Consider the following 23,455-nt stretch of genomic DNA (forward strand, 5'->3'; position numbering starts at 1 on the left):
TGAAGGAATGGCGCGCCGTCGCAACCCGATACGAAAAGACCGCCACCTCGTTCCTCGCTATCCTTCACCTCGCAGCCGCCGCAGATTGGATCAAGATCTAACAGGGCCTAGGATCGCTCCCAGGTTCGTCCGCGCCCCGCCTGGCATATCCAAGGAAAGTCATCGAACAATGTGCGAGAACCCTCCGGACGCGGCGCGCGATCCGGACGACATGCTGCGACATGAGCTGACAGGGCGCTTTTTCCGCTACCTGTCCATTCCCAGCCAGAGCGACGCGGCGGCGTCGGGCCTGCCCAGCACCCCCGGCCAGCGGAAGATGGCCGATGCGCTGGCGCGGGAACTGGCCACGCTGCCGGGAATCCGCGACGTGCATCTGGACGACGACACATGTTGCGTGACGGCACGCCTGCCCGGGACCGTGCCCCAGGCCCCGGCCATCGGCTTCGTCGCGCATCTCGACACCGTGGATGTCGGGCTGGCGCCGGAGATCCGGCCGCAGATCCTGCGCTACGAGGGGGCGGATCTGTGCCTGAACGCACGGGAAGGGATCTGGCTGCGCGCGGCCGACCATCCCGAGTTGGATCGGCATGCCGGCCAAGAGGTCATTTTCGGTGACGGCTCTTCCGTGCTGGGGGCCGACAACAAGGCGGCGATCGCGACGATCATGACGTTGCTGGCTCGCCTGCCGCGCGCGGTTCCGCTGCGGGGGGACGTCGTCGTCGCCTTCGTGCCCGACGAGGAAATCGGCCTGAATGGCGCGCGGGCGCTGGATTTGGCCCGTTTTCCCGCCGATTTCGCCTATACGATCGACGCCTGCGCGCTGGGCGAGATGGTTTATGAAACATTCAATGCGGTCAACGCGACGATTCGCATTACCGGTGTCCCGGCACATCCCATGTCGGCCAAGGGGCGGCTGGTCAATCCGGTGACGCTGGCGGCCGAATTCATGTCGCTGTTCGATCCGATGGACGTGCCGGAACAGAGTGACGGCCGGCAGGGCTATTTCCTGTTCACCGCGATCGAGGCGAACGGCGCGGAGGCGGTCCTGTCGCTGTCGCTCCGCGATTTCGACTGGACCGCGATGGCGGCGCGCCGCCGGACGGTGCTGGCGCATGTCGAACGGATGGAGCGGCGTCATCCCAGGGCGGGATTCTCCTGCGTCTTTTCCGAGCGATACAGAAACATAGCGGAGAGCCTGCCCGGCGACGATCGCTCGGTGAGCCTGCTGACGCGCGCCATGACGGCGCTGCGCATCGCACCGAAGGTCATCGCCATGCGCGGATCGACGGACGGCGCGGTGATTTCGGCGCGCGGTATTCCGACTCCCAATTATTTTACCGGCGCCCTGAATTTCCATTCCCGCTTCGAATGCCTGCCGGTGGCGGATTTTCTCTCTTCGTACCGGGTCACGGAGCAGCTTGTCCGCCTTGCGGGCGCGGACGCATGCGGGTAGCCGGATATGGCCGGAATCGAAACGAAACGACAGGATCGGTTCGGGCCTGCGTGGCACCGGACCAAGGGGGCGGCATGAAGACCGGAAGCAAGGGCGTGCGGACAATCCTGCGCCTGGGACTGGGCGGCGGGGTTCCCGCCTGCGGGATCGTTCTGCCTCTACCCTGGCTGAACCGGTTTTCCGGCCAGCTTCTGCTGGGGCAGCCGGTGCTGCTGCTATGGATCTATCTGTGGTTTTTCCTGACATCGGCCAGCCTTGGCCTGTGCTGGCTCCTGTTCGATCGCGACGCGCCATGACCGGGCAGCCTGGCGATCCCCTTGTCTTCCCCCCCCACGCCGGCCACGCCATGCCGATCGCGGCCTTCTGCGCGGTCCTGCTGTCCTCGCTTGTCGTGGCACTTGTGTCCGGGCGTGGAAACGCCCGCGACGACGCGAAGGACTTCTTCGTCGCCTCGGGAAAATTCGGCGGATTCCTGGTGTTTTTCCTCTCCGCCGGAGAAAGCTACAGCGTCGGGAGCATCCTGGGATTTCCCGCCGGCGTAATCGCGAACGGAACATCCTTCGCGGTGTGGTTCCTGGGATATATCGTCCTGGCCTATCCCGTCGCCTATTTCCTGTCCCCGGCCCTATGGACGATGGGACGTCGCTACGACGCGGTGACGGTCGCCGACCTGTTCGGGGCCCATTTCGGTCATCGGGGCCTGGAACTGGTCGTCGCGATCAGTTCGATCCTGTTCCTGATTCCGATGGGCGTGATGCAGTTCACCGGATTCCTGGTCGCATTCCACGGGCTGGGCTGGCCCATCCCGCCCTCGGCGGCGGTATGCGGGGCCGCCGTCCTGACCTTTGCCTATGTCATCGTCTCGGGCATCCGTGCCCCGGCCTATGTCTCCATCATCAAGGACATCCTGCTCCTGGCGGCGATCGTCGTCGTCGGGGCGGTGTCGCTGCGCGCCATCGGGCATCTTCCGCCGCAGGCGCGGCATGCCCCGGCGGTCCTTTCGACGCCTCTCTCCCCGCGCCAGATGCGTTTCGACATCTCCACGATCCTCCTGCAGGCTGTGGGCTTCTGCCTCGTCCCCCAGGCATTCGCGTTCAACTTCACCAGCCGGTCGGCCCGGATCGTGCGGCGGACCCAGATCATCATGCCGCTCTATCTCGTCATGTTCCCGTTTCTGATCGCCGTTGCCAGCTTCGCGATCCAGTCGCGGGTCGCAGCCGGCACGCCGAACGAGGTTTTTGTCGCGGTTGCCGGTGCGCTGCTTCCCGGGGCACTGTCCGGTATCGTCATCGCGGCGGTCACGCTTGCGGCCCTGGTCGTCTCGGCGGCCGCGTGCCTGACGATCGGCGCCCTGGTATCGCGCAACCTGCTGCACGGCCTGTCGGACGGCCGGCAGAGACAGGGGGCGCGGATCGTCATCGCGGTCTATCTGCTCTGTTCGGTGGCGGGCACGCAATTTGCCGGCGGGGTCATGACCACGCTGAACACCATGTTGTATCTGGGCGTTCCGCAATTGCTTCCCTGTGTCATATGCATGCTGGGCCGCGTCGCGGTTCCCCCGCCATTCCTGGCGGCCGGGATCGTCGCGGGGGATGTGACCGCCATGTCGCTCTATTGGGCGGGCATCGCCGTCGGCGGCGTCAATGTCGGCTGGGTGGGGCTGCTGGCGAACGGCCTGGTCGTATTCGCCGGAAAAGGGTTCGCCTGGCTGCACAGCCGGGGCACGGTTCGCATTCCGGGGATCGCGCTCCCGGAGCATGAGGGCGGAATTCGACCTGAATGAATCTTCAGTGCGGCGGGGACGGTTTCTCGGTTGCCCGCCGCACGATCACGCGGCCGAAGCGCGGTCCGGGGGTGACAGGGCATCATCTGGGGCGGTTCATTCCCCCTCACCCGAACCGGCAAGGCCGATCCACCGTCGGCACCTCATCCGTCTGGATCACCATCAACTCCACCGGCCCATCCCCCACATTCCCGGCATCGTGCCCCACACGCCCCTGCGCGTCCTTCCGGCTCAACTGGTCTTCTCCCAGCGAGACCTCCCCCGGCCCCATCACCACCTTGTGCCCATCCATGGCAGTCACATACCACGTCCCCCGCAGCGGAATGATCCATTGCACCGTCGGGTCCGGATGCCAGACGCCATTCCAGTGCGCCGGCTGCACGGTAAAGATCACCTGCGCATGGCCGCTCTTCAACCGGTCCTGCCATTGCGGCCCGGCGGGCGCCGACATGGTCTTCAGGTCGAAATTCCGCACCGGACATTTCGTCATGTGGCTGATGCCATCATGATCGGTCCAGTTATGCCAATACCACATCGTCGGACGCGGCGGCGCACGCTCCGCACGGGCCGATCCGACGGCGGGCACCTGCCTGGCGAGAAGGGCAATCCCCATCACCGCACCGACTGCCTGCCGGCACGCGCGCGACCGCGGGCGATCATCGTTCCTCATGACATCCCCTCCTGGAAGCCGCCCGAAAACGCACGCCAACGACGACCCGACGCGCCCTTCCCGTGCTTCGCGGCGCACCGAGCGAAGAAAACGTTGCCGCCCGTCCCGTCGGAAACCCGCCCATCGCGGCCGAGCGTATCGTCCGACACGACGCGCATCAATACCGGACGCCCCGTCATCCAGTATCCGCCCGGGGCGGCGGGCTCTTCGCACAAGAAAATTCTGGACAGAAACAGGAGAGTCTGGTCCGATCCGTCATCGAAATAGAAATCGTCACGCTGGCCCGCGTCGAAAAGCGGGTCGCCATATTCACCTCCAGGACAGGATATCCGGGGGGAAAGGACGGATCATGGACACCATTCAGTCGTTCGATCGCTGCCTGGATGCCCGCTTCTTGCAATGCGTGCTGGAGGTGACACGCCTGGGATCCGTGCGCGACGCCGCCAGATCGCTCGGCCTGCCGGCCTCGCTGATCAGCCGCAAGATTTCGGATGCCGAGATCCGCTATGGCGTGCCGCTGTTCGAACGCACCGTACGCGGCATCATCCCGACCGAGACGGGCATGGTCATCGCCGAATATGCCCGCCAGCAGATGGACGAAAACAAGAAACTCCTGGCCTATCTGTCGAACCAGAAACGGCACCGCATCCACCAGATCTCGGTACATTGCGGCGACGGCTTCGTCGAGGACCTGACAGACCGCGCCGTCCTGCCCTTTTCCGACCGGCATCCCGGCATCCGCGTCCGCGTCACGGTCGGCAGCACCGACGACATCCGCCAAGCCGTGTCGGACGGCGTGTCCGAGATCGGGCTATCCTACAACATGGAGGATTTCAACGGCATCAACATGATCCTGCATACCCACAAGCCGCTCTATGCCATCCTGTCGGCGCAGGACGCCCAAAGTGCCGGCAGCCATATGACGATCGAGGACATCCTGGACCGCAAGCTGGCCCTGCCGACCCGCAGCCACGGCATCCGCAAGTTGCTCAAGAGCATCGAGGTCAATCACGGGGTGCACATCTTCCCCGAACTGGAATCGAACGCCTTCCGTATCCTCAAGCGGTTCGTCCTGTCCGGGCGCGGCATCACCTTCCTGCCGGTCTTCGCCGTCCGGGCCGAAATCGATGCCGGCACACTGGTCGCCCTGCCGATCGAAAACCGGCTCTGCACCGAGGCATCGGTCCATCTGTTCACCCGGGCGCAGCCCAACATCTCCCTTCCGGTCCAGCAATTCGTGGCCTTCATGCGCGAACGGCTCGAATCCCTCTCCAACGGCAATACCGCGCCGCAGGCGGTCGCCTGACCGGCCGCCTATCTAGCGGCGACGCCCCGCCCGCAGCAACGCCGCCAGCGCCAGCAGCAGCGACATGCCGGACAGCACGAGCGCGATCTTCGATATCGTCCCTCCCTCCATCGCCGCGCGGCCTGCGGGGCCGGGCGCGGGCTCGGGCGCGGCGGCCTCTCCGCCGACGACGATCGCGGAAAAGGCCCGGAAGAAATCCTCCGTCCTGTCCCGCGCCAGCCCGTCGATCATGCGCGCGCCGACCGAGGCCAGCTTGCCGCCGACATCGAAACTGCCCTCGTAATGCAACAGCGTCGCCTCATCGCGCGCCTCCAGGCGAACACGCGCCATCCCCTGGGCAAAGCCGGCGGCCCCGCCCTGCCCCCGGCCGGACAGCACATACGAACGGCCCGGCACGATATCGGAAATCTGCGCCTTGCCCCCGAACCGCGCAGAAAGCGGCCCGATACGCGCCTCGACCTGGATTGCGTATTCGTCGGGTCCCGACAGTTCGAACAGCGTGCAGCCGGGAACGCTGCGCCGTAGGATCTCCGGATCGTTCAGCGCCCGCCATACAATGTCGACAGGTGCCGCGATCTCGTGCTGCCCTTCGATGTTCATGGATGATGTTCCTTCTGCATCATGCTCTCCGGCCCGTACAAGGTCGCCAGGGCCTGGGTCCCCAGCGCCGCGCTGCCCTCCTTCTCCAGGCGGGCATACAGGCGGTGGGCCAGTTCGGTCGCGGGCAGCACCAGTTTCAGCCGTTCGGCCTCGCGCAGCGCAATGCCCAGATCCTTGAGGAAATGCCGGACATAGAAATCGGCCCGATAATCCCCGACGACGATGCGCGGCCCCATATGCTGCACCAGAAAGCCGCCCGCCGCGCCACCCGCTAGCATCCGCAGCAGGTCCTGCTGCTGCAGGCCGGCCCGCCCGGCCAGGGCCAGCCCTTCGCAGACGCCCATCATCGTCCCGGCGATCACGATCTGGTTGCAGGCCTTGGCCCGCTGGCCCGCGCCCGGACCGCCGAACCGGCAGATCGTGGCACCCACCCGCTCCAGCATCGACCGCATGCGCGCGAAAGCCGCCGCATCGCCGCCGACCATGATCGACAGCGTACCCGCCCGCGCCCCCGGCACGCCGCCTGAAACCGGGGCATCGAGTACCGCGATCCCTATCGCCTCGGCGCGGGCCGCGATCTCGGCCGCCAGACAGGCGCTGGAGGTCGTCAGGTCCAGACAGACCTGCCCGGCCCGGCCATGGGCCAGCAATCCGTCATCGCCCAGGTAGATTTGCCGCACATCGTCGGGCATCCCCAGCATGGTCAGGATCACGTCGGCCGCGCGCGCGACCTCGGCCACGCTGTCGACCCAGCGGGCCCCGGCCTCCTGCACCCGCGCGGCCGAGGTCCGCGTCCGCGTGTGAACCGTGACCCGATATCCCGCTTCCAGCAGGCGCACGGCGATCGGCGCGCCCATCTGCCCCAGCCCGATAAAGCCGAGCCGCGGTTTCTGCTGCGACATTCTCTTTCTATCCTTCCTGTCCCTGTGCCGCCCGGCCGATCCCGTCATGGATCGCGGCATGCAGCCGCATCGGCGTCAGCGGCAGGCACGTCACCTGCGCGCCGACAACCGACAGGGCGTCGTTGACCGCGTTCGCCACGGCGCCGATCGCCCCCATGACGCCGCCTTCCGCCATCCCCTTCAGCCCCAGCGGCGTACGGGATGACGGCGTCGCACGTGCGATGATGCGAATGGCGGGAATGTCGGCCACGGTGGCGATCGTGTAGTCGGCAAACGTGGCCGACAGATTCCGGCCCGCCTGGTCGTAGACGACGTTCTCCAGCAGCGTGCCGCTCAATCCCATCGCCACCGCGCCCGCCTGCTGCCCATGAACGACCAGCGGGTTGATGACGGTGCCGCAATTCTCCACCACCAGATAATCGAGGATCTCCAGCCGCCCGGTCTCGCGCGCGATCCGCACCCGGCACGCGTGGGTGGAGTTCGAGAACGTCATCGGCGGCGGATCGTATGTGCGATAGAATTCCAGCCCCGGCCGCATCCCCTCCGGCAGGGCCAGCGGGTCGAAATAGGCCGTGCGCGCCAGGTCGGCCACGTCCAGGCCGGTCTCCTCGCTCCCGCCGGCGCGCACCCATACGATCCTGCCGTCCCGCAGTCCCAGCCCATCGGTGGCGTTCAGACCCAGCCGGTGGGCCGCCAGCCGCAGCAGATGCGCCCGCACCTCCGCCGCGCAGAGATACAGCGCTCCCCCGCCGGCCGTCGCCCCCCTCCCGCCCCGGCTGCCCATGCCATAGGGCGAGGTGTCGCTATGTCCCAGCGTGACGGCCACGTCGTCGGGGCGCACGCCCACCCCGTCGGCCACGACCTGGGCAAAGGTGGTCTCGTATCCCTGGCCCGCGGCCGCCATCCCGACCGAGGCGCTGACCGTGCCATCTGGTTCCACGATGATGCGCGCGGCCTCGTGCCCCGAGCCGCCGATGCCGGAATTCTTGTAGAAGCGCGACCCGTAGGTCGTCGATTCCACGACATTGCACAGGCCGAGCCCGTAGAGGTACCGGCCATCGTCATGCGGGCGATGCGCAGCATAGCCGATTTCGTCCAGCGCAGTTTCCATCGTCTCGGCGCAATTGACGTCGAGCAGCGTCTCGCCGCCCGGCATGGCATAAGGCAGCGCCTGGTCGGCCAGCATGTTTCGGCGCCTGACCTCGGCCGGATCGAGCCCCAGCCGCCGGGCGATGACGTCCAGCGTGCCCTCCATCACCCAGCTCGCCATCGCCATGGGGGCCCGCATCGGGCCGACCCCGCATTTGTTGGTCAGGGCGACCCGGATCTCGTAACCGTAATCCGCGATCCCGTATTGCGCGGTCAGGATGATGCCTACGACCTCGGAAATGTAGTTCGCGGGATAGAAGCAATAGGCCCCGAAATCCTCGACCATCTCCAATGTCAGGCCCAGGATGCGCCCCGTATCGTCCACCGCCGCCCGGGTGCGGCACCATTGCTCGCGCGCATGGCAGGCCGCCAGCAGGTTCTCCATGCGGTCCTCCTTCCAGCGGACCGGCCGCCCCAGCCGCCGCGCCAGGGCGCATATGGCCAGCTCCTCGCGATACAGGGCGATCTTCTGGCCGAAACTGCCCCCGACATCGGGCGAGGAGACGCTGACCTGGCTGTCGCGCAGTCCCAGCCGTCGGACGATCTGCGTGCGCAGCGGATGCGGTACCTGCGAGCCGATCACCAGTGTCAGATGTTCGCGGCCCGGGTCCCACTGCGCGATGCAGCCGCGCGTCTCGATCGGCGCATGGGTCTGGCGCTGCTGGTGGAATTCGGCCTCGATCACCCGGGGCGCGGCGGCCAGGCGGGCTTCGGGATCGCCGGCGCGATGGACGCGCCGGGCCACCAGATTGGTGCCCAGCGCCTCGTCGACCAGCACGCTGTCGTCCCGCAAGGCGGCGAACATGTCGGAAACCGCCGGCAATTCGGCATATTCCACCACGATGCGCTCCATCGCCTCCTCGGCGACGTAACGATCCGCGGCAACCACGCAGGCCACCAGGTCGCCCTGAAACCGCACGCGGTCCACCGGCATGACCGGCATGCTGGTGGGCCGCAGACCCTCGATCGGCGGGGCGACGGTCAGGTCGGTCACATCCTCGGCCAGATCCTCCCCCGTCACCACCGTCACGACGCCCGGCAGCTCCAGCGCGGCCGTCACGTCGATCGAGACGATGCGCGCATGCCCATGCGGCGAGCGCAGGAAGGCGGCATGCAACGCCCCCGTGACCTTGATATCGTCCACATAGCGCGCCAGCCCGGCCAGTAGCCGGTGGTCCTCGCGGCGCGGCCGCGGCTGCCCGACATACGCCTCGCGCTCAGACATCCGCCACCTCCCGCAAGGCGGCGGAAGCCGCCATGATCGCCCGCACGATGGGCCCGTAGCCGGTGCAGCGGCACAGATTGCCGCCCAGCACCGCGCGAACGCCCGCTTCGTCGCAATCGGGATGGTCGCGCAGATAGGCGGCGAACGTCATCAATATCCCGGGCGTGCAGAACCCGCATTGCTGGGCATGATGCGTATGGAAGGCCGCGCGCAATGCCCGCAGTTCGACCGACGGAGCCCCTCCCTCCAGCGTGGTGACGGCATGGCCCTCCATCTGCACGGCAAAGAGCAGGCACGCCCGCGCCGGCTGCCCGTCGACCAGCACGGTACAGGCCCCGCAGATCCCCTGCTCGCAACCGACATGGGTCGCCGTCAGGTCCAACCGGTCCCGCAGCACGTCCGACAGCAGGTAATGCGGCTCGACCGCCACATCCCGGACCTCGCCATTGACCGTCAGGCTGATGATCATGCGCCTGCCCCCTCCTTCGTATCACCGGCCGCCCCGGCCAGGCACATGGCCATGCGCCCCTCCAGCACCGACAACAGGTAGCGACCGGCCGCGTCCTGCCCGATCAGCCCGCCCATATGCGCCACGACCCGCCGCACGACCTCGCCCCGCAGGGCCGCATCCGGACGCACGCCGCGCAGATCGTCGAACATGCCCTCCATGACCGGCGGCCGCACGGCCCCGGCCGCCACCACGATCGTCAGCCCGGCCAGTCCCCCCTGCGCATCGGCAACCAGCCGGACGGCGCAGATCAGGGCCGGAAAACTGCCGGCCGTGACATGGAACATCTCCGCCACCGCCCGCATGGCCTCGGGCTGGCGCGGAAAACAGACCGACACCACGACCTCCCCGGCGTCCAGCGCACAGTTCAGGGGCGAGCGATACAGATCGCGATAGGCCGCGGTACGGACACCCCGCGCCGAACGCAGCACCAGCCGCGCATCGAACAGCAAGGCGGCCAGCGGCATGTGCGCCGCCGGATCGGCCAGGACCAGGCTGCCGCCGATGGTGCCGCGCTGGCGCACCGCGTAATTGCCGATCCCGCCGGCCATGCGCCTCAGCAACGGCAGGTGCGTCGCCACCACCGCACTCTCGGCCACATGCTGATGCCGGACCAGGGCTCCGATCCGCAACCCGTCCTGCTCGGGCAGAATGTGGTCCATCTCCACGATGTCGTTCACGTCGATCACATGCTCCGGCCGGGACAGGCGCAGGGTCAGCATCGGCACCAGGCTCTGCCCGCCGGCCAGGATGACGGCCGCATCACCCAGCCGTGCCTTCAACCCCACGAGTTCGGCCACGGTCTGTAGCCGGTGATAGGAAAAAGGAGCTGGTTTCACCGCGTCATCCTGCCGTTCCTGGACCTGCCGCCCTCAAAACCCCGTGCTGACCGACGCCACCGCCGCAAATCCACCGCCGATCGTATAGAGCGGCGCGGAGGCGTTGATCATGTGCCCATGCAGGCCCATGACGGGGCGGGCATTCGTTCCGACACTATACAGACCAGAAAGCCAGTCATTGGCACCGATATTCATGAAATTGAGCTGGATCTGCGGATGCTTGGCAAAGCCCACATTCCGGAACCGGTAGCCCAGGCCCAGATTCGCGGTCTCGTAAGCCGGGATCTTCTCGTCGTCCATGAATGTCGAATATTGCGAACCAACATAGTTGAACGTGAAGGTTCCGAACAGGGACCCGTCATCGTACGACAGGCCCACCGCCGCGGTAAATTCCGGGCTCTGGATCGCGACCTTGCCGGCCGTCGGCAGCACGTCGCCGCCGGTGACGAAATTGTTATCCATCGTCGCGTGCAGGTACTGGGCCGAGACATAGGGGCTGAAATGATGCCACGGGCGCAGCCCCAGTTCGATCTGGGCCCCCCGTATGGTCTTGCCGCCGGCATCCAGCACGGTCGGAATCGGCACCTGGTCGATAAACGTCGTCGACTGGACCTGATAATTCACCAGATTATAATTGAACAGCGCCAGCGAGACATTCACCAGTCCATGATGGCGATAGCCGATTTCCTCGCCGATCGCATATTCGCCCTTCAGCCGGTTCACCACCGTGACCGGCCCCGGCTTTGCGGTCGAGAATAATTGCGCATAGGCCTGCAACGATTGCGGAGCCCGGTAGGACGTCGTCCCATCGACGAAGATCTGGTCTTCCGGCGTGATCATGTAGCTGACCGAGACCTGCGGCAGCGGCTGGGAATAGCTTCCCCCGCTGGTATAGTCGGCACCGGGAATGTTGTTGGTCAGATGCCGCGACAGCATCATGTATTTGAAACCCGCGTTGATCTTCAGCTTCCCGTTCAGCAGCGACAGCGTATCGTCCAGATACAGCGTGTTCATCTGCTGCCAGATCACCAGATCCAGCGTGCGATAGGTCCGCCCGTCCGGCAGGCGCACCGGATACTGCCCCCATTGGTTGGAGACATTGCCCTGATAATCCGCCAACTGATATTCGATCGGCTCGGACATCGACATATAGGAATAGATGTCGCCGAACCGGAAGGTATTGATACCATGGCTCCAGGTCAGGCCGGTCGACAGCGTGCCCGTGCGCTGCGGCACCGGATTGACGTATTTCGCGGTCACCATCCCCGCCGCGTTGGTATAGGGCAGCTTCAGATTGCCGGCCGGCATGGTGCCGAACCAGCTATTGGTGTTGCTGAATGTCGTGCCGGCACCGTAATATTCAAGATAATGCAGATAGGACGGCGTGACGTCCAGCGTCAGTCCCTTCGCCAGCGAGAAATGCAGCGGCGCCATCACCATATAGGTCCGCCGGTCATAGGTCAGGAACTTGTAATAGTTCGTATCGCCGAAGCTGTACTGACCGTCATAATTCAGCGACGGCCCATATTGCTTCCATTGCGTCATCGTCACCGGCCGATAACGGTTGGTATCGTTATTATCGAACGAGAAGACGACCGAAGCCCTGTTGCCGTCTCCCCATTCCTTCAGCGCCTTGGCATCGATATGCATCTTGCGCTGGGTGCCCATGCCGCGCCACTGGTCCTGGGTCCCGTTCGAGAACGAGACGAACGCCTTGACCCCGCTATGCCCCAGATAGCCGCTGTCGATCCGGCCGAATTCACGCTGCAGCGATTTGGAACCGTAGCTCAGATTGACCATTCCCCCCGCCTTGTCGGCAGGGTCGCGCAGCGTCATGGTGATCAGGCCGCCGACATCGCCATAGAAGGGCGCGCTGATATCGGGCGCCCCCTGCGACAGGGTCATGGACTGGATATTCTCGGTATCGGCCGCGTTTTCGGTATAGGGGATATAGGTCAGCGAATCGTTCAGCGCCACCCCTTCATACACCACGCCGATTTCGGTCTGGTTCAATCCACGGATGGAAACATTGTCGCTCGACGCCCCCAGCGGGTCCTGGCTGGAAAAGACCACCCCGGGCAGGTTGCCCAGCAGCGCCATGCCGTTGGTCGTCGGGCTCTGGCGGGCGATATAGTCCCGGGTGATGCCGCTCTGGACCCTCGGGGCCGTCTGCATGGGCATCAGGCCGCCGCCCGGCGTGGTATTGGTCGCCCCCTGATTATTGCCCAGATTGGCGTTGACGACGATGCTTTCCGCGGATGCGGCCGGCGTGGCGGCCGCCGGATGAAGGGGGGCATGCGCCGGCCCCGGCGCGGCATGCTGCGGCGGCGGATGACGGGGTGCCGGCTTCCGCGAAGTCTGGGCCTGCACGCCGCTGCACGCCAGACAACACATTGCGAATACGAAATAATCAGTCGTTGATGTTTTCATGTTTGCAACTCCGCTGCATAAACCCGCGCTATTCCGTTATGATAGGGATATCGATTTCAGGAAGATGCTTTCCTGGAAGATGATGAATCCGATGATCTTTCTGTTGAAATCCTGCCATTGCGGATTCGCGGCCAGAAGCTGCCTCTGCTGGTCCCGGTGGGCGAAACTGTCATAGGACCAGATGAAGGATATCGTGTTCAGCACGCCGCTTTCATGCGTCCAGCACCCCACCAGCGTCGCGTAGCGGCTGATGATGGGATAGCCCTGCGCCTTGTAGAGCGATATGAATTCCGCCATGCTACCGGGAACAAGGCGGTATTTTCTTTCTTCACTGATCATGCCGTCATTCTTTCCATGAATCGTTCTTCATCCGTCCAGGGTGCCGAAAGCGGCGCTCAAGGCGGGAATGGCCCGCACGCAGGCATCGAGCTGCGCGCCGTCGATCCATTCATCCGGCTTGTGCGCCTGGGCGATGGAGCCCGGACCGCATATGATCGTGGCGATTCCGGCCTGCTGATAGACACCGGCCTCGGTCGCATAACTGACGCCGCCATCACTCTCCACGCCCAGCGTCCCGCACACCCAGTCGGCAAGAGCCGCATTGCCACCCCGGCTCAGGGGCGGATACCAGCCGACTTCCGAGATCGAGAAGCCACACTCCCCTCTCACCCCGGACGTGGGAACGATCACGTCATTGATATAATCGGACAGCTTCGCCAGGCTGTGCTGCGGCACATCCTGCGGGATGCCCCGCCATTCGACTTCGAATCCGGCCAGTTCCGGAATGATATTGACCGATATCCCTCCCCATATCCTGCCGACATTCATCGTCGAATGGGGCGGCGCGAACAATTTGTCGAACGGTCCGTCCGCGATGGCGGCACGCGCCTGCGCACCCAGCCACGCCACGGCCCGCGCGACGGCGTCGATCGCATTGACCCCCGCGGCCGGGTTGCTGGAATGGGCCGGCCGGCCGGTCGCCTGCACTAGCGCCACCAACTTGCTCTTCTGGTCCGTCACCACCCGCATGCCTGTCGGCTCGCCGACAATGCACGCCGCCGGCAGCAGGGACTGATCCGCCAGGTCCGCCGCCAGCAGCCGGGCGCTCTCGGCATTGACCTCCTCGTCATAGGTCAGGAGCATATGCACCGGAAATGGAAGATCCATCCGGCACAGTTCCGGAATCGCCGACAGGCAGCAGGCGACGAACCCCTTCATGTCGGTCGCTCCGCGTCCCTGCAGCCGCCCTTCCCGCCGCGTCAGGATGAACGGATCGCTCGTCCAGGCCTGCCCCTCGACCGGCACGGTATCCAGATGACCGGCAAAGGCCAGGCCGCCGCCACGCACCGCACCCACCACGATATGCAACGCGTGCTTGTCCATGTCCGGATGCTTCAATGTCCGGACATGCGCCCCCTGTTCGTGCGCATATTGGGCGATGAAGCGCGCAAGGTCGCGATTGGAACGGGAACTGACCGTATCGAACGCCACGAGCCTTTCCAGGATGTCCACACAACCCATTCTCATCTCCATCCCGATCGGAATTCGGTGGCGATCAGGAACAATCCACGTCCAGAACCATTGCGGCGACGCATATCCGGTTCAAGGTGAATTTCGAGAACGGCTGTTGCTGTTCCGCTACCCGTCCACCCCGCCCCTCGCTCCACCGATCACACACGCTCGACCGCCCAGCGCTTCACCCCGCCATGCGCCATGCCGCATTCCACAATCCGCAGCCCGTCGATCACCCGCCCCCGCCGGGCGAGAAACCAGCGCCCCAGCCGGCGGGAATTGACGCGCCCGGCCGGCGTACCGGCAATGCGCAGCAACGCGTCCCGCAACTCCGGATGGCGCATGCCATCGCGATACCCGGCGGAATCCTGCCGCTCCAACGCCGACAGATCCTCGATCTCCCGCACCGTGCGCCCGCAATGCCGGCCCACCCCCGCCGCCTCGGCCAGCAGCCCCAGCATCTCGCGCAACTCGCCGCGCTCAGGGTCGTCCTCCCGCGCCGCCTGCATGCTCAGGCACGGATCGGCCCGCCCCAGCCACACCAGCGCCGCCCGCACGGTGCGGCTCCACCCTTCGAACGAGGCCAGCGGCGGCAGATCCACCTCCGCCCCACTCCCCATCCACGCACGCAGGATCGTCAGGCACGCACTCACATACGCCCCCCGATCGGCCATGATGTCGGCCACCGGATCACGGGCGAAGCGCCGCAGCTCCGGCTGCTCGATCCCGGCATCCAGCGTCGCCAGCAGCGCCCGGCGCGTCATGTCGCCGCGCACGCGCAGCGCATTGCCGGTGGCAAAGATCACCGCCCGGTTCTCGATCTCGACACTGGAAGACGCCCCCAGTTCGCGCAACCGCAGGATCGGCCGCTCCGTCGCCTGGCACAGCAGGTCCCCGCCCAGCTCCTCGTTCACATTGTCCAGCGACATGATCGGATAGCCCGCCAGCAACAGCCCGGTCAGGCGCTTCTCCATCTCCGCCACGTCTTCCCCCGCGCTGGTCACCGGGCACACCCGCCCGGTGGCGATCACACTGGCCAGATCGACCAGAAAACTCTTGCCCGACCCCGGCGCATTGGCCCGAAAGGCAAAGAGCGGGCTGACCGGCATCATCCCCCGCACCACACTGGTCAGGATCGCCGCCAGCGCCACCGACCGATCGGCCTCGGCGGCAAACGGAAATTCCGCCAGCAATCCCTCCAGCCGCGCCAGCCCGTCCTCGGCCGCCGCCCGCGTCGGCTCCGGCAGACTCAGCTCCAGCGTCGGATCGTCGACATGATACAGCCGCGTCGCCGCGTCGTACCCCGGCGCCATCAGCACCGACCTGTCGGGCCGCAGCGTCGGCGTGGTGATCACCCCCGCCAGCACCGGAAAGGGCCACGTCCCCGCCCGGCTCAGGATCACCTGCGCCGCCGCCGCCGGCGGATCGATCGCCTTCCATCCCTGGCTGCGCCGGTCGAACCGCCGCCATTCCACCACCTGGCACAGCAGGTCGGTCAGCGCCGGCACGCCGATATCCATCAGGCACGCCGCCTGCGTCAGCCGCCCGTCCGCCGCCGCCACCTCGCGCCGCCCCGGCCGCGCCAGACGCGTGCCACGCTGATAAACCGGCGCATTCGCCGCCACCAGCGCCCGCTCCCCCGCACTGGCCACCAGGTCGATCTCCCCGCCCCGCACCGCGATCGGCTCCAGCCCCGCCACCCGGCGCGCCACCGCCGGCCCGCCCCGCGTCCCGGCGCGCTTCACGCTGGTGCCGCACAGCACCGGCCCCACCCGCTCGCACAGCCACGTCCGCGCATCCGGCACGCGCAGATCCGCCGCATCGTCCCCCGGCTCCAGATCGCCGACATCCACCAGCCGCACCGTCGCAGCAATCCCGCCCAGAATCGCCGCAATCTCGGCCGCCGCCTTGGCCCCCGGCGCGTCATGGTCGGGCCACAGAATCACATGCCGCCCCGCCAGCACGCTCCAGTCGGCGCGGCTCACATGCCCGCTGCCCGCCGTCCAGGTCACGCACGCCATGCGCGGAAACAGGCATTGCGCGGCATCGGCCGCCTTCTCGCCCTCGCACACCAGCACGGTGCGCGCCCGCATCACCCGCTCCAGCCCGTACAGCGATCGCGGCACGGCGGCATGGCGCGGATGCCAGCCCGTCCGCTCGCCCCCCTCGGCACGCAGCGTGCCCCAGGTCAGCGGCATGATCCGCTTGCGCGCATGCGCGGTGGCATCCCGCCGCACCACATAGCGCATCACCCGCCCGGCCGCATCGCGATAGGCATAGACATGGTCCCACCCATCCAGATCCGGCATCGGCGCCCCCGGCGGCGGCACGGCCGGGCGCCAGTCCTCCTCATCCGGCGCACCCCGGACGGCAGCCGCCCCATCCCCTATCCCCAACAATGCCCCCAGCTCCCGCGCCGCCCGCACCCGGTCATCCCGCGCATGCAGCGCCGCATACAGGCTGATCGGGTCTCCCCCGCGCGGCCCATCGGCAAAATCCGCCCATCGTCCCGTGCGCAGATTGATCGACAGCGACCGCCCCGGCGCATTGTCCAGGCCGCCCACCACCCATTCATCGCCACGCCGCCGTCCCGCCGGCAGCCAGCCCGCCACCAGCGACGGCCAGTTCGCCAGCGCGGCCGCGTTGATCGCATCGAACGGAATTCCTGCCGTTCCAGTCATGATTTTTCCTTTTTGTAGCAGCAGGGCTCTCCCTCCGTTGGCATTCCATCGGCCGTTCCGGCCGACGGAACCGTGGCCAACTCCGCCCTGCACCCGGAAGGGGACAGTCGTCCCCTTCACCCCTGGTCATTGGGGATCAGCATTCGGCGCGGCAGGTTGGGCACAGGCGTAGGAACGGTGAGGCCACCTGAAACGCCGCCCGGCAGTTCAGGCACCTCCGGTCGATCAGCTTCGGCGCCACCCGCTTCTTCCCCGCCCTCGGCGCCCGGCGGCGATAACTCAGCCGGTCGCGAATGGTCTGCACCCGCATCTCCAGCGCCTGCGCCACCTGCGTCACTCGCAGCCCCTTCGCCAGCAGCGCATCCATCTGCGGGTCCAGCCGCGCCCAGTCATATTTCGATGGCCTCATCATGCCCCCAGCTTCATTCGGGCAGACCGGCCGGTTTCCCCCATCCCACGCGCGGGCACCGCGCATACAGGCTGCGAGCCGCACCCGCGTGGCCCGCCGCACCTCCCGCCCCGCCCGCATCTCATGGACGAAGCGCGGATCATTCATCGCCAGCACGCCAAAAGCAGTGGCCGACAGGCCGCTTTCCGTCAGGAAGCGCTCGATGACCGCCAGCAGGGGATCAGGCCGATAGGAAGAGGAAACAGGATCAGTCCGCATGAATAGGGAACATAATAGGCATATTCCTGCCGTCAAGAGGATATATCCTATTGGAAATTCCCTATTCCGCTCGGCATAATAGGGGCATGTCGGTCCTGACCCCCTCCCGCTACGCGCTGCTCAGGCTGATCGCCGACGCCGGCAGCAACCTGAAGGCGGAATCGCTCGCGCTGGGGCGCAACCACGCCTATCTCCAGCAATATATCCACAAGGGCACCCCCCAGCGGCTGCCCGAGGACGTGCGCGAGGCCCTGGCCCGGCGCTTCGGCGTCAGCGCCAACGTGTTCCGCGACGATACCGACCCGAACTGGGAACCCCTGGCCCCCGGCGCACTGCACGGCACGGACCGGTCCCCGCCCCGCCGACCGCATCTGGCCGCCCCCCGCGCCCCGTTCGGAGCCGCACCGGTCGAGCACGATCCTTCGCCGACCGAGGGCCTGTTCCGCATTCCCGAATATAATGTGGCCCCGCAGGCCGGCCCGGGCGCCGTGCCCAGCCATGTGGCGGTCGAGGACGGCCCCCAGCCGGTCGATCACTGGTTCCTGCCCCGCCGCTTCCTGGGTGCCTTTACCGACAGTCCGGAATCCCTGGTGGTCCTGCGCGTCGCGGGCGACAGTATGGAACCCGACTACCAGGCCGGCGAACGGGTCCTGGTCGATATGGGCCACCGCACCCCCTCGCCACCCGGCGTCTATGTGCTGTGGGACGGGTTCGGCCTGGTGCTGAAACGGCTGGAAATCGTCTACGGCGCCACCGACCCGGTCATGGTCCAGATCATGAGCATCAACCCCGGCTACCCGACCTACACCCGCGCACTGGACGAGGTGCATATCAACGGCCGCGTGGTCGGAAAATGGGTCTGGAAATGATCCCGCCGCCCGATCGGGCGTTTCCGCCCCGGACTGGCCATGATTCCCTGTCAGCCTGATCGGGCGCGGATATCCCCGATCCGGCGACTGATGGAGATCAGATGAAGGAGATCAGAGCATGACAAGAATGATCCGTTCCGCCTGCGCGCTGCTCGCGGTGCTGACACTGGCAGCCTGCGTCTATGAACGCCCACCCTATCGCGGCTGGCATCGCGGCCATCACGACGGCCATTACGGCTGGTACGACGATCGCGGCGGCTGGCGCGGCGATTACGACCACCACCGCTACTGATCGGACTTTTCCGATCAGACCGGGCGGCAGACAGGCCGCCCGGACATCGCTCGCTTCAAACCAATCGTGCCACCCAATCGGCAACCGCATCCCCACTCCCGATCGCCGGCTCAACCAACCCGTCGATCATGAAGGTCGGCGATACATGAATGCCGTTCTGCCGGGCATAACGGCAATGGCGCTTGATCTCGCGGTCCAGATCCGCAATCGCGAACGCCTCCGCCAGCGCCACCCCGCTATACTCTTCCAGCCGGGCGATGATCTGGTTCGGCGTGGCATCCATGTTCGGGCCGGCACAATGATGCGCGAACTCGAACTCCTCCCGATGCACCCCAACCGCCGCCAGCACCGCCCGCGCACTCTCCCGGCCACCCGGCAGCGTCGAGGCCGCGATGACGCAGCGCGTCACCACGCCGGAATACATGTGCCACGGCTGCGACTGCATCGTCAGCCGCACGGTAATGCGCTCTTCCCCCGCCGCCTCCAGCAGCGCATCCAGCTTGCCGAACGCCCGGACCGAAAAAGGACAGGTCGGCTCAAGAAACATCTCGAACAGCCGGGGCCCGCACCCCCACACCAGCGGATCGGCCCGCCAGTCCCTCACCTGGGTCATCGCCTCATTCCTCCCTGTTCCAGCCAACCTTATGGAACCGGTGGCAGATCCGACAGCGCGGGATACAGCGCCCGATAACGCGGCAGCAGCGCACCATAGGCCGCCTGCAACCCGACCTCCGGATCGACCGTCCCCACACGCTCCGGCGGCAGGCACACATCGGCCACCGCTTCCCCGGTCACCGCCAGCCGCGCCAGCCGCGCGGCACCGAACGCACCGCCCTGCGCGCCATGAGCCAGACGATGCAGGCGAATGCCCATCACGGCGGCCAGAATGGTCAGCCACGCAATACTGCGCGAGCCACCGCCGATCACATCGGCCTGCGCCAGCACCGACCCGGCCCCGGCCAGCCCATCCAGCGCATCGCGCAGCGAAAACGCGACCCCTTCCAGCACCGCCTGCGTCATCCGCGCGCGCGTGGTGCCACGATCCAGCCCGACAAACGCCCCCCGGATGGCAGCATCATTATGCGGCGTCCGCTCGCCGGACAGATACGGCAGAAACAGCAGCCCCGACGGCCGCTCGATCACCTCCGGCAGTTCCGCCAGCAATTCGGCCTCGTTCCGCCCGACGACCGAGGCCCACCACGCCAGCGAGGACGCCGCCGACAGCGTCACCCCCATCTGGTGCCACATCCCCGGCACGGCATGGCAGAAAGCATGGATCGCCGAGGCCGCCCCCGGCCGGAACCGGTCCGTCGTCGCCCACACCACCCCCGACGTACCCAACGAGACAAAGGCATCTCCCGGCCGCACCGCCCCCAACCCGACCGCGCCGGCGGCATTGTCGCCGGCCCCGCCTGCCAGCACCGGCGGCACATCCATCCCCCACCGTTCCGCCAGCTCCCGGCGCAGCGTCCCGGCCCGGTCCGTCCCCTCGCACAATGCCGGCATCGCCGCACGCGAAAGACCAGTCGCCGCCAGCGCCGCCTCCGACCATTGCCGGCGGCCGACATCCAGCCACAACGTCCCGGACGCGTCCGACATCTCCTCAATCATCTCGCCGGTCAGCCGGTAGCGCAGCCAGGCCTTGGGCAGCAGGACATGCCGCGTGGCACGAAAGATATCCGGCTCGTGCCGCGCCACCCACAGCAGCTTCGGCGCGGTAAAGCCGGGCATGGCGATATTGCCGGTCACCGCCCGACTGTCGGGAAAGCGCTGCTCGAACACCGCGCACTCGGCGCTGGCCCGCACATCGTTCCACAGGATGCAGGGCCGCAGCACCCGCCCGCCCCCATCCAGCAGCACGGCCCCATGCTGCTGCCCCGACAGGCCAATGCCCCGCACGGCGGCCACCGCGCGCGGATGGCTGTCGCGCAACGCATCGATGGCGGCCAGCAGGGCCCGCCACCACGCGTCGGGGTCCTGCTCGCTCCAGCCCGCATGCGGCGACTGGCTGGTCAGGCGCTCCGTCCGGGCGGCCAGCACAGTCTGCGCCTCATCGACCAGCACCGCCTTGATCCCGGATGTCCCCGCGTCAATGCCGATATACATCGTCCCGCTCCCACCCTGTCCGGACAGCACACGGCCCGACGATAGCCCACCCACAGCTCGACACAAAATCCGCAATATCCCGGCAGGATCAGAGGACTCTACGAACGCACCACGCGCGGCTCACCTCGGACAGAAGACCGGCCCCTCACGGCGCGCCATAACCGGCCCCGCCATCCAGATAGGGCCCGGCCGCGCGATGCCCATGCCCCATATTCCCCCGCCCCCCGCATGCCGCCAGGGCCAGCAGTAGCGTCAGAACCAGCATGCGTGGTGCCATCCGCATCGGCCTCACGCCCACATCCGGCGCAGCACGCCGTCCCGTACGATCCGCACATGATACAGCACCGCCGCCACATGCCCGGCTGCCAGGATCATGATCGTCCAGGCCAGCCAGCCATGCGCGCTGCCGAACAGATGATGCGTCGCCTGCGACATCGGCCCGAAGGGCGAATTGATCACGGCGCCGAACGCCGTCACCGGCTTACCGCCCGACCAGCGGGCCAGATAGCCCAGCCCGATCTCGGCCCCCAGCGCCAGATACAGCACGCCATGCATCGCCGGGGCCGCCCGTCCGGCCAGCCCGTCCCCGGCCGGAAAGCGGATCGCCCGCCCCCCGGTCACGCGCCAGGCCACCCGCATCACGACCAGCGCCGCCAGCAGCACCCCCAGCGACAGATGCGCCGACACGATCGGCCCATGCAGCGCCTGCGGCACCCGATGCATCAGCTCGCCCAGCACGAACTGCGCCAGGATCAGCCACGCGCACGACCAGTGCAGCCAGCGCGTCTCGACACTGTAGCGAACCGGCGCGCCGGCCTCTCCGACCGATCCCGGCATCCCCATCCCGTCCATGCGTCCACGCTCCCGCTGCCTTGGCTCCGATCGACCCCCGAGCCCCATCCCGTCCCCGGGCAGGGGACACGATTCCATGAAACCATCATCGTGGGAATGATCCGAGGAAGGCACGAAACCGGCCCCTCAGCCCCCGCGCGGTTTGGTCACTATTTATAATATCCCATTCTGATATGCCAATTGCACTGCCTCCACTCGGGTATCAACCTCCAGCTTCTGGTACACGCGCCGAATAAAATTACGCACCGTATGTCGCGAGACCTCCATTTCATGGGCGATCTCATCGATGGTACATCCTCGGGACATGTGACGAAGCGCCTCCGTCTCACGCGGAGAAAGGGGGAGCATGTCTGGTTTTGTCCGGCCAGGGATTGGATACGCCGGCGATTCAAGGCCGATGGCGGGGTGTTTCCCGCCATTGAACGTCGACGCCATGACGCGCGGTGAACGCCCTTCTTTCCTTTTGGCTGTCTGCAGCGCCAGATCCGCCTGCGCATACACCGCTTCAGCCTCATGATCCTGGAACCGCCGCACGAATACGATACCTACGAAAACGCTGAGGGGAACAGGCACGCCATTCCAGAAGACAGGCTCTCCCAGATGAGAGAACCGATCGCGCGCACGCGTTTCCAGCAACGGCTCGTTCGCCCCATTGCCCAAAACCATGGCAAATTTGCCACCGCCAAGGCGTGCCGTGAACGTCCGATCCGCGTAAGCGGCCAGCAACCGTCTGGCAAACGCGATCAGACAGGCATCTCCGGCAGCAAGGCCCCAACGCCGATTGATTTCCCCCAGATTGTCCAGATCAAACAGCGCCAACGCCCCCGGCGGCGCAAACATTTCGGAACCATCGGAACGATCGAGAAAACGCGCCTGAAAGTGCGTCCGGTTAGCAAGACCCGTCAACGCATCATGCTCGGCCAGGCGGCGCAACTGCTCCCAGTGCTGCCGCTCGGCGGTAATATCCTGCTTCATGCCGTACAGCGTAACCGCACGGCCATTTTCCACCTTCGTGCCCGCTTTTAAGCGAATCCACCGGTTCGTACCATCCGGACGAACGATCCGTGCCTCCAATGCAAACGACGTCCTGTTCGCAATTGCGGCTGAACGCAACTGCTCCAGCATGAGCCGACTAGGCTCCGCATACATGGCAACGGCATCGCCCCGCTCAACACTCTTGTCACGCGGCAAGCCAAAGATATCGAATACCGCTGGCGTCCACGAGAGCCTTTCAGTGCGCAAATCGCAAGACCACGCCCCTATTCCCGTTAATTCCAAAGCGCTTTTCAACAGGTCATCAAATGACTCTTCATGTATTGTCTGATCATTTGATAATGGGCACATATGCAATCCACAATTTCTTACAGAACTCTGCCTGAAATCCATCCACAAGCGTCAAGATTCCCAATCGGGAGGTCATGTTGCGTGCAAAAATTCTGCCGCATGTGGCCTGATCGGGCCATATACAAGGTCTCCATCCGCACGTAACCTCTTTGAGGCTAGGGCCTGTTAGATCTTGTAGGTTATTCCTATATATGAGGAATGAGTGAAAGCAATGCGACACAGATTTTCACCGACGAAGCGTGGGCGGTTTGGGAGCCACTGATCGAA

21 protein-coding genes and 1 pseudogene are annotated in these 23,455 nt (G+C 66.1%); 7 read left to right on the plus strand and 15 right to left on the minus strand.

Going from position 1 to position 23,455, the window contains the following annotated elements:
- From HLH29_RS18475 to HLH29_RS18490, 4 genes and pseudogenes are all read left to right on the plus strand, one after another.
- A pseudogene (locus tag HLH29_RS18475) lies at window positions 1-101 on the plus strand (IS5-like element ISMex42 family transposase); the annotation flags it as partial.
- Between the two features lie 68 nt (window positions 102-169).
- A complete protein-coding gene (gene pepT / locus HLH29_RS18480) occupies window positions 170-1,453 on the plus strand; it encodes a peptidase T (protein WP_246374437.1) in 1,284 nt (427 codons plus the stop codon).
- A gap of 74 nt (window positions 1,454-1,527) precedes the next feature.
- On the plus strand, window positions 1,528-1,749 hold the full coding sequence (locus tag HLH29_RS18485; protein ID WP_182968846.1) for a DUF3311 domain-containing protein: 222 nt from the start codon (window positions 1,528-1,530) through the stop codon (window positions 1,747-1,749).
- Window positions 1,746-3,236: a sodium:solute symporter family protein gene (locus tag HLH29_RS18490; protein WP_246374446.1), complete on the plus strand. Its 1,491-nt coding sequence runs from the start codon at window positions 1,746-1,748 to the stop codon at window positions 3,234-3,236. The genes HLH29_RS18485 and HLH29_RS18490 overlap by 4 nt, the downstream gene beginning before the upstream one ends.
- 106 nt (window positions 3,237-3,342) lie before the next feature.
- Here the strand turns inward: HLH29_RS18490 and HLH29_RS18495 are convergent, their stop codons facing one another.
- Entirely contained in the window at window positions 3,343-3,906 is a 564-nt protein-coding gene (locus tag HLH29_RS18495; protein WP_220791594.1) for a cupin domain-containing protein, read from the minus strand.
- Between the two features lie 349 nt (window positions 3,907-4,255).
- Between HLH29_RS18495 and HLH29_RS18500 the strand changes: the two genes are divergently transcribed.
- The gene (locus tag HLH29_RS18500) at window positions 4,256-5,212 is read left to right on the plus strand and encodes a LysR family transcriptional regulator (protein ID WP_182968847.1); all 957 of its coding nucleotides are present in this window, start codon (window positions 4,256-4,258) and stop codon (window positions 5,210-5,212) included.
- Between the two features lie 12 nt (window positions 5,213-5,224).
- Here HLH29_RS18500 and HLH29_RS18505 read toward each other — a convergent pair whose 3' ends face one another.
- The 10 genes from HLH29_RS18505 to HLH29_RS19760 form a co-directional block, all read right to left on the minus strand.
- Window positions 5,225-5,812: a CoxG family protein gene (locus HLH29_RS18505; RefSeq protein ID WP_182968848.1), complete on the minus strand. Its 588-nt coding sequence runs from the start codon at window positions 5,810-5,812 to the stop codon at window positions 5,225-5,227.
- Entirely contained in the window at window positions 5,809-6,714 is a 906-nt protein-coding gene (locus HLH29_RS18510; RefSeq protein WP_220791595.1) for an NAD(P)-dependent oxidoreductase, read from the minus strand. Before HLH29_RS18510 ends, HLH29_RS18505 begins: the two co-directional genes overlap by 4 nt.
- Before the next feature lie 7 nt (window positions 6,715-6,721).
- Window positions 6,722-9,088: a xanthine dehydrogenase family protein molybdopterin-binding subunit gene (locus tag HLH29_RS18515; RefSeq protein ID WP_182968850.1), complete on the minus strand. Its 2,367-nt coding sequence runs from the start codon at window positions 9,086-9,088 to the stop codon at window positions 6,722-6,724.
- The gene (locus HLH29_RS18520; RefSeq protein ID WP_182968851.1) at window positions 9,081-9,557 is read right to left on the minus strand and encodes a (2Fe-2S)-binding protein; all 477 of its coding nucleotides are present in this window, start codon (window positions 9,555-9,557) and stop codon (window positions 9,081-9,083) included. Before HLH29_RS18520 ends, HLH29_RS18515 begins: the two co-directional genes overlap by 8 nt.
- Window positions 9,554-10,435, minus strand: coding sequence for an FAD binding domain-containing protein (locus tag HLH29_RS18525; RefSeq protein WP_182968852.1), 882 nt, complete (start codon window positions 10,433-10,435; stop codon window positions 9,554-9,556). The genes HLH29_RS18520 and HLH29_RS18525 overlap by 4 nt, the downstream gene beginning before the upstream one ends.
- A 33-nt stretch (window positions 10,436-10,468) precedes the next feature.
- Window positions 10,469-12,865 carry a TonB-dependent receptor gene (locus tag HLH29_RS18530; protein WP_182968853.1) on the minus strand — a complete coding sequence of 799 codons (2,397 nt, stop codon included), beginning with the start codon at window positions 12,863-12,865 and terminating at the stop codon, window positions 10,469-10,471.
- Between the two features lie 36 nt (window positions 12,866-12,901).
- A complete protein-coding gene (locus HLH29_RS18535; protein WP_182968854.1) occupies window positions 12,902-13,204 on the minus strand; it encodes an NIPSNAP family protein in 303 nt (100 codons plus the stop codon).
- Window positions 13,205-13,231: 27 nt separating this feature from the next.
- Window positions 13,232-14,398: an acetylornithine deacetylase gene (argE, locus tag HLH29_RS18540; protein WP_338030294.1), complete on the minus strand. Its 1,167-nt coding sequence runs from the start codon at window positions 14,396-14,398 to the stop codon at window positions 13,232-13,234.
- Between the two features lie 137 nt (window positions 14,399-14,535).
- The gene (locus HLH29_RS18545; RefSeq protein WP_182968856.1) at window positions 14,536-17,058 is read right to left on the minus strand and encodes a topoisomerase; all 2,523 of its coding nucleotides are present in this window, start codon (window positions 17,056-17,058) and stop codon (window positions 14,536-14,538) included.
- A 136-nt stretch (window positions 17,059-17,194) separates the two neighbouring features.
- On the minus strand, window positions 17,195-17,725 hold the full coding sequence (locus HLH29_RS19760; RefSeq protein WP_246374448.1) for a hypothetical protein: 531 nt from the start codon (window positions 17,723-17,725) through the stop codon (window positions 17,195-17,197).
- An 86-nt stretch (window positions 17,726-17,811) separates the two neighbouring features.
- Between HLH29_RS19760 and HLH29_RS18560 the strand changes: the two genes are divergently transcribed.
- Window positions 17,812-18,594 (plus strand): S24 family peptidase, encoded by a 783-nt coding sequence (locus HLH29_RS18560; RefSeq protein WP_246374451.1) that lies wholly within the window; start codon window positions 17,812-17,814, stop codon window positions 18,592-18,594.
- A 118-nt stretch (window positions 18,595-18,712) separates the two neighbouring features.
- Complete coding sequence (locus HLH29_RS18565) at window positions 18,713-18,886, plus strand: hypothetical protein (protein ID WP_182968858.1); 174 nt, start codon at window positions 18,713-18,715, stop codon at window positions 18,884-18,886.
- Between the two features lie 55 nt (window positions 18,887-18,941).
- On the opposite strand, the gene HLH29_RS18570 is transcribed toward HLH29_RS18565, so the two are convergent.
- The 4 genes from HLH29_RS18570 to HLH29_RS18585 form a co-directional block, all read right to left on the minus strand.
- A complete protein-coding gene (locus HLH29_RS18570) occupies window positions 18,942-19,499 on the minus strand; it encodes a DsbA family protein (RefSeq protein ID WP_182968859.1) in 558 nt (185 codons plus the stop codon).
- Between the two features lie 29 nt (window positions 19,500-19,528).
- Entirely contained in the window at window positions 19,529-20,992 is a 1,464-nt protein-coding gene (gene xylB / locus HLH29_RS18575) for a xylulokinase (RefSeq protein WP_182968860.1), read from the minus strand.
- A 288-nt stretch (window positions 20,993-21,280) separates the two neighbouring features.
- Window positions 21,281-21,844, minus strand: a complete 564-nt coding sequence (locus tag HLH29_RS18580; RefSeq protein ID WP_246374453.1) for a cytochrome b — start codon at window positions 21,842-21,844, stop codon at window positions 21,281-21,283.
- Window positions 21,845-21,997: 153 nt separating this feature from the next.
- Window positions 21,998-23,230, minus strand: coding sequence for a diguanylate cyclase domain-containing protein (locus HLH29_RS18585; RefSeq protein ID WP_182968861.1), 1,233 nt, complete (start codon window positions 23,228-23,230; stop codon window positions 21,998-22,000).
- Window positions 23,231-23,455: the final 225 nt, after the last annotated feature.

Origin of the sequence: Gluconacetobacter tumulicola, from assembly GCF_014174215.1 — a bacterium.
Classification (GTDB): domain Bacteria; phylum Pseudomonadota; class Alphaproteobacteria; order Acetobacterales; family Acetobacteraceae; genus Gluconacetobacter; species Gluconacetobacter tumulicola.

What these genes read in the sequence shown, in the direction of transcription:
- pepT (WP_246374437.1), top strand. Translation starts at nt 170, where the DNA reads ATGTGCGAGAACCCTCCGGACGCGGCGCGCGATCCGGACGACATGCTG.
- HLH29_RS18485 (WP_182968846.1), top strand. Translation starts at nt 1,528, where the DNA reads ATGAAGACCGGAAGCAAGGGCGTGCGGACAATCCTGCGCCTGGGACTG.
- HLH29_RS18490 (WP_246374446.1), top strand. Translation starts at nt 1,746, where the DNA reads ATGACCGGGCAGCCTGGCGATCCCCTTGTCTTCCCCCCCCACGCCGGC.
- HLH29_RS18495 (WP_220791594.1), bottom strand. Translation starts at nt 3,906, where the DNA reads ATGAGGAACGATGATCGCCCGCGGTCGCGCGCGTGCCGGCAGGCAGTC.
- HLH29_RS18500 (WP_182968847.1), top strand. Translation starts at nt 4,256, where the DNA reads ATGGACACCATTCAGTCGTTCGATCGCTGCCTGGATGCCCGCTTCTTG.
- HLH29_RS18505 (WP_182968848.1), bottom strand. Translation starts at nt 5,812, where the DNA reads ATGAACATCGAAGGGCAGCACGAGATCGCGGCACCTGTCGACATTGTA.
- HLH29_RS18510 (WP_220791595.1), bottom strand. Translation starts at nt 6,714, where the DNA reads ATGTCGCAGCAGAAACCGCGGCTCGGCTTTATCGGGCTGGGGCAGATG.
- HLH29_RS18515 (WP_182968850.1), bottom strand. Translation starts at nt 9,088, where the DNA reads ATGTCTGAGCGCGAGGCGTATGTCGGGCAGCCGCGGCCGCGCCGCGAG.
- HLH29_RS18520 (WP_182968851.1), bottom strand. Translation starts at nt 9,557, where the DNA reads ATGATCATCAGCCTGACGGTCAATGGCGAGGTCCGGGATGTGGCGGTC.
- HLH29_RS18530 (WP_182968853.1), bottom strand. Translation starts at nt 12,865, where the DNA reads ATGAAAACATCAACGACTGATTATTTCGTATTCGCAATGTGTTGTCTG.
- HLH29_RS18535 (WP_182968854.1), bottom strand. Translation starts at nt 13,204, where the DNA reads ATGATCAGTGAAGAAAGAAAATACCGCCTTGTTCCCGGTAGCATGGCG.
- argE (WP_338030294.1), bottom strand. Translation starts at nt 14,398, where the DNA reads ATGGAGATGAGAATGGGTTGTGTGGACATCCTGGAAAGGCTCGTGGCG.
- HLH29_RS18545 (WP_182968856.1), bottom strand. Translation starts at nt 17,058, where the DNA reads ATGACTGGAACGGCAGGAATTCCGTTCGATGCGATCAACGCGGCCGCG.
- HLH29_RS19760 (WP_246374448.1), bottom strand. Translation starts at nt 17,725, where the DNA reads ATGCGGACTGATCCTGTTTCCTCTTCCTATCGGCCTGATCCCCTGCTG.
- HLH29_RS18560 (WP_246374451.1), top strand. Translation starts at nt 17,812, where the DNA reads ATGTCGGTCCTGACCCCCTCCCGCTACGCGCTGCTCAGGCTGATCGCC.
- HLH29_RS18565 (WP_182968858.1), top strand. Translation starts at nt 18,713, where the DNA reads ATGACAAGAATGATCCGTTCCGCCTGCGCGCTGCTCGCGGTGCTGACA.
- HLH29_RS18570 (WP_182968859.1), bottom strand. Translation starts at nt 19,499, where the DNA reads ATGACCCAGGTGAGGGACTGGCGGGCCGATCCGCTGGTGTGGGGGTGC.
- xylB (WP_182968860.1), bottom strand. Translation starts at nt 20,992, where the DNA reads ATGTATATCGGCATTGACGCGGGGACATCCGGGATCAAGGCGGTGCTG.
- HLH29_RS18580 (WP_246374453.1), bottom strand. Translation starts at nt 21,844, where the DNA reads ATGGACGGGATGGGGATGCCGGGATCGGTCGGAGAGGCCGGCGCGCCG.
- HLH29_RS18585 (WP_182968861.1), bottom strand. Translation starts at nt 23,230, where the DNA reads ATGGATTTCAGGCAGAGTTCTGTAAGAAATTGTGGATTGCATATGTGC.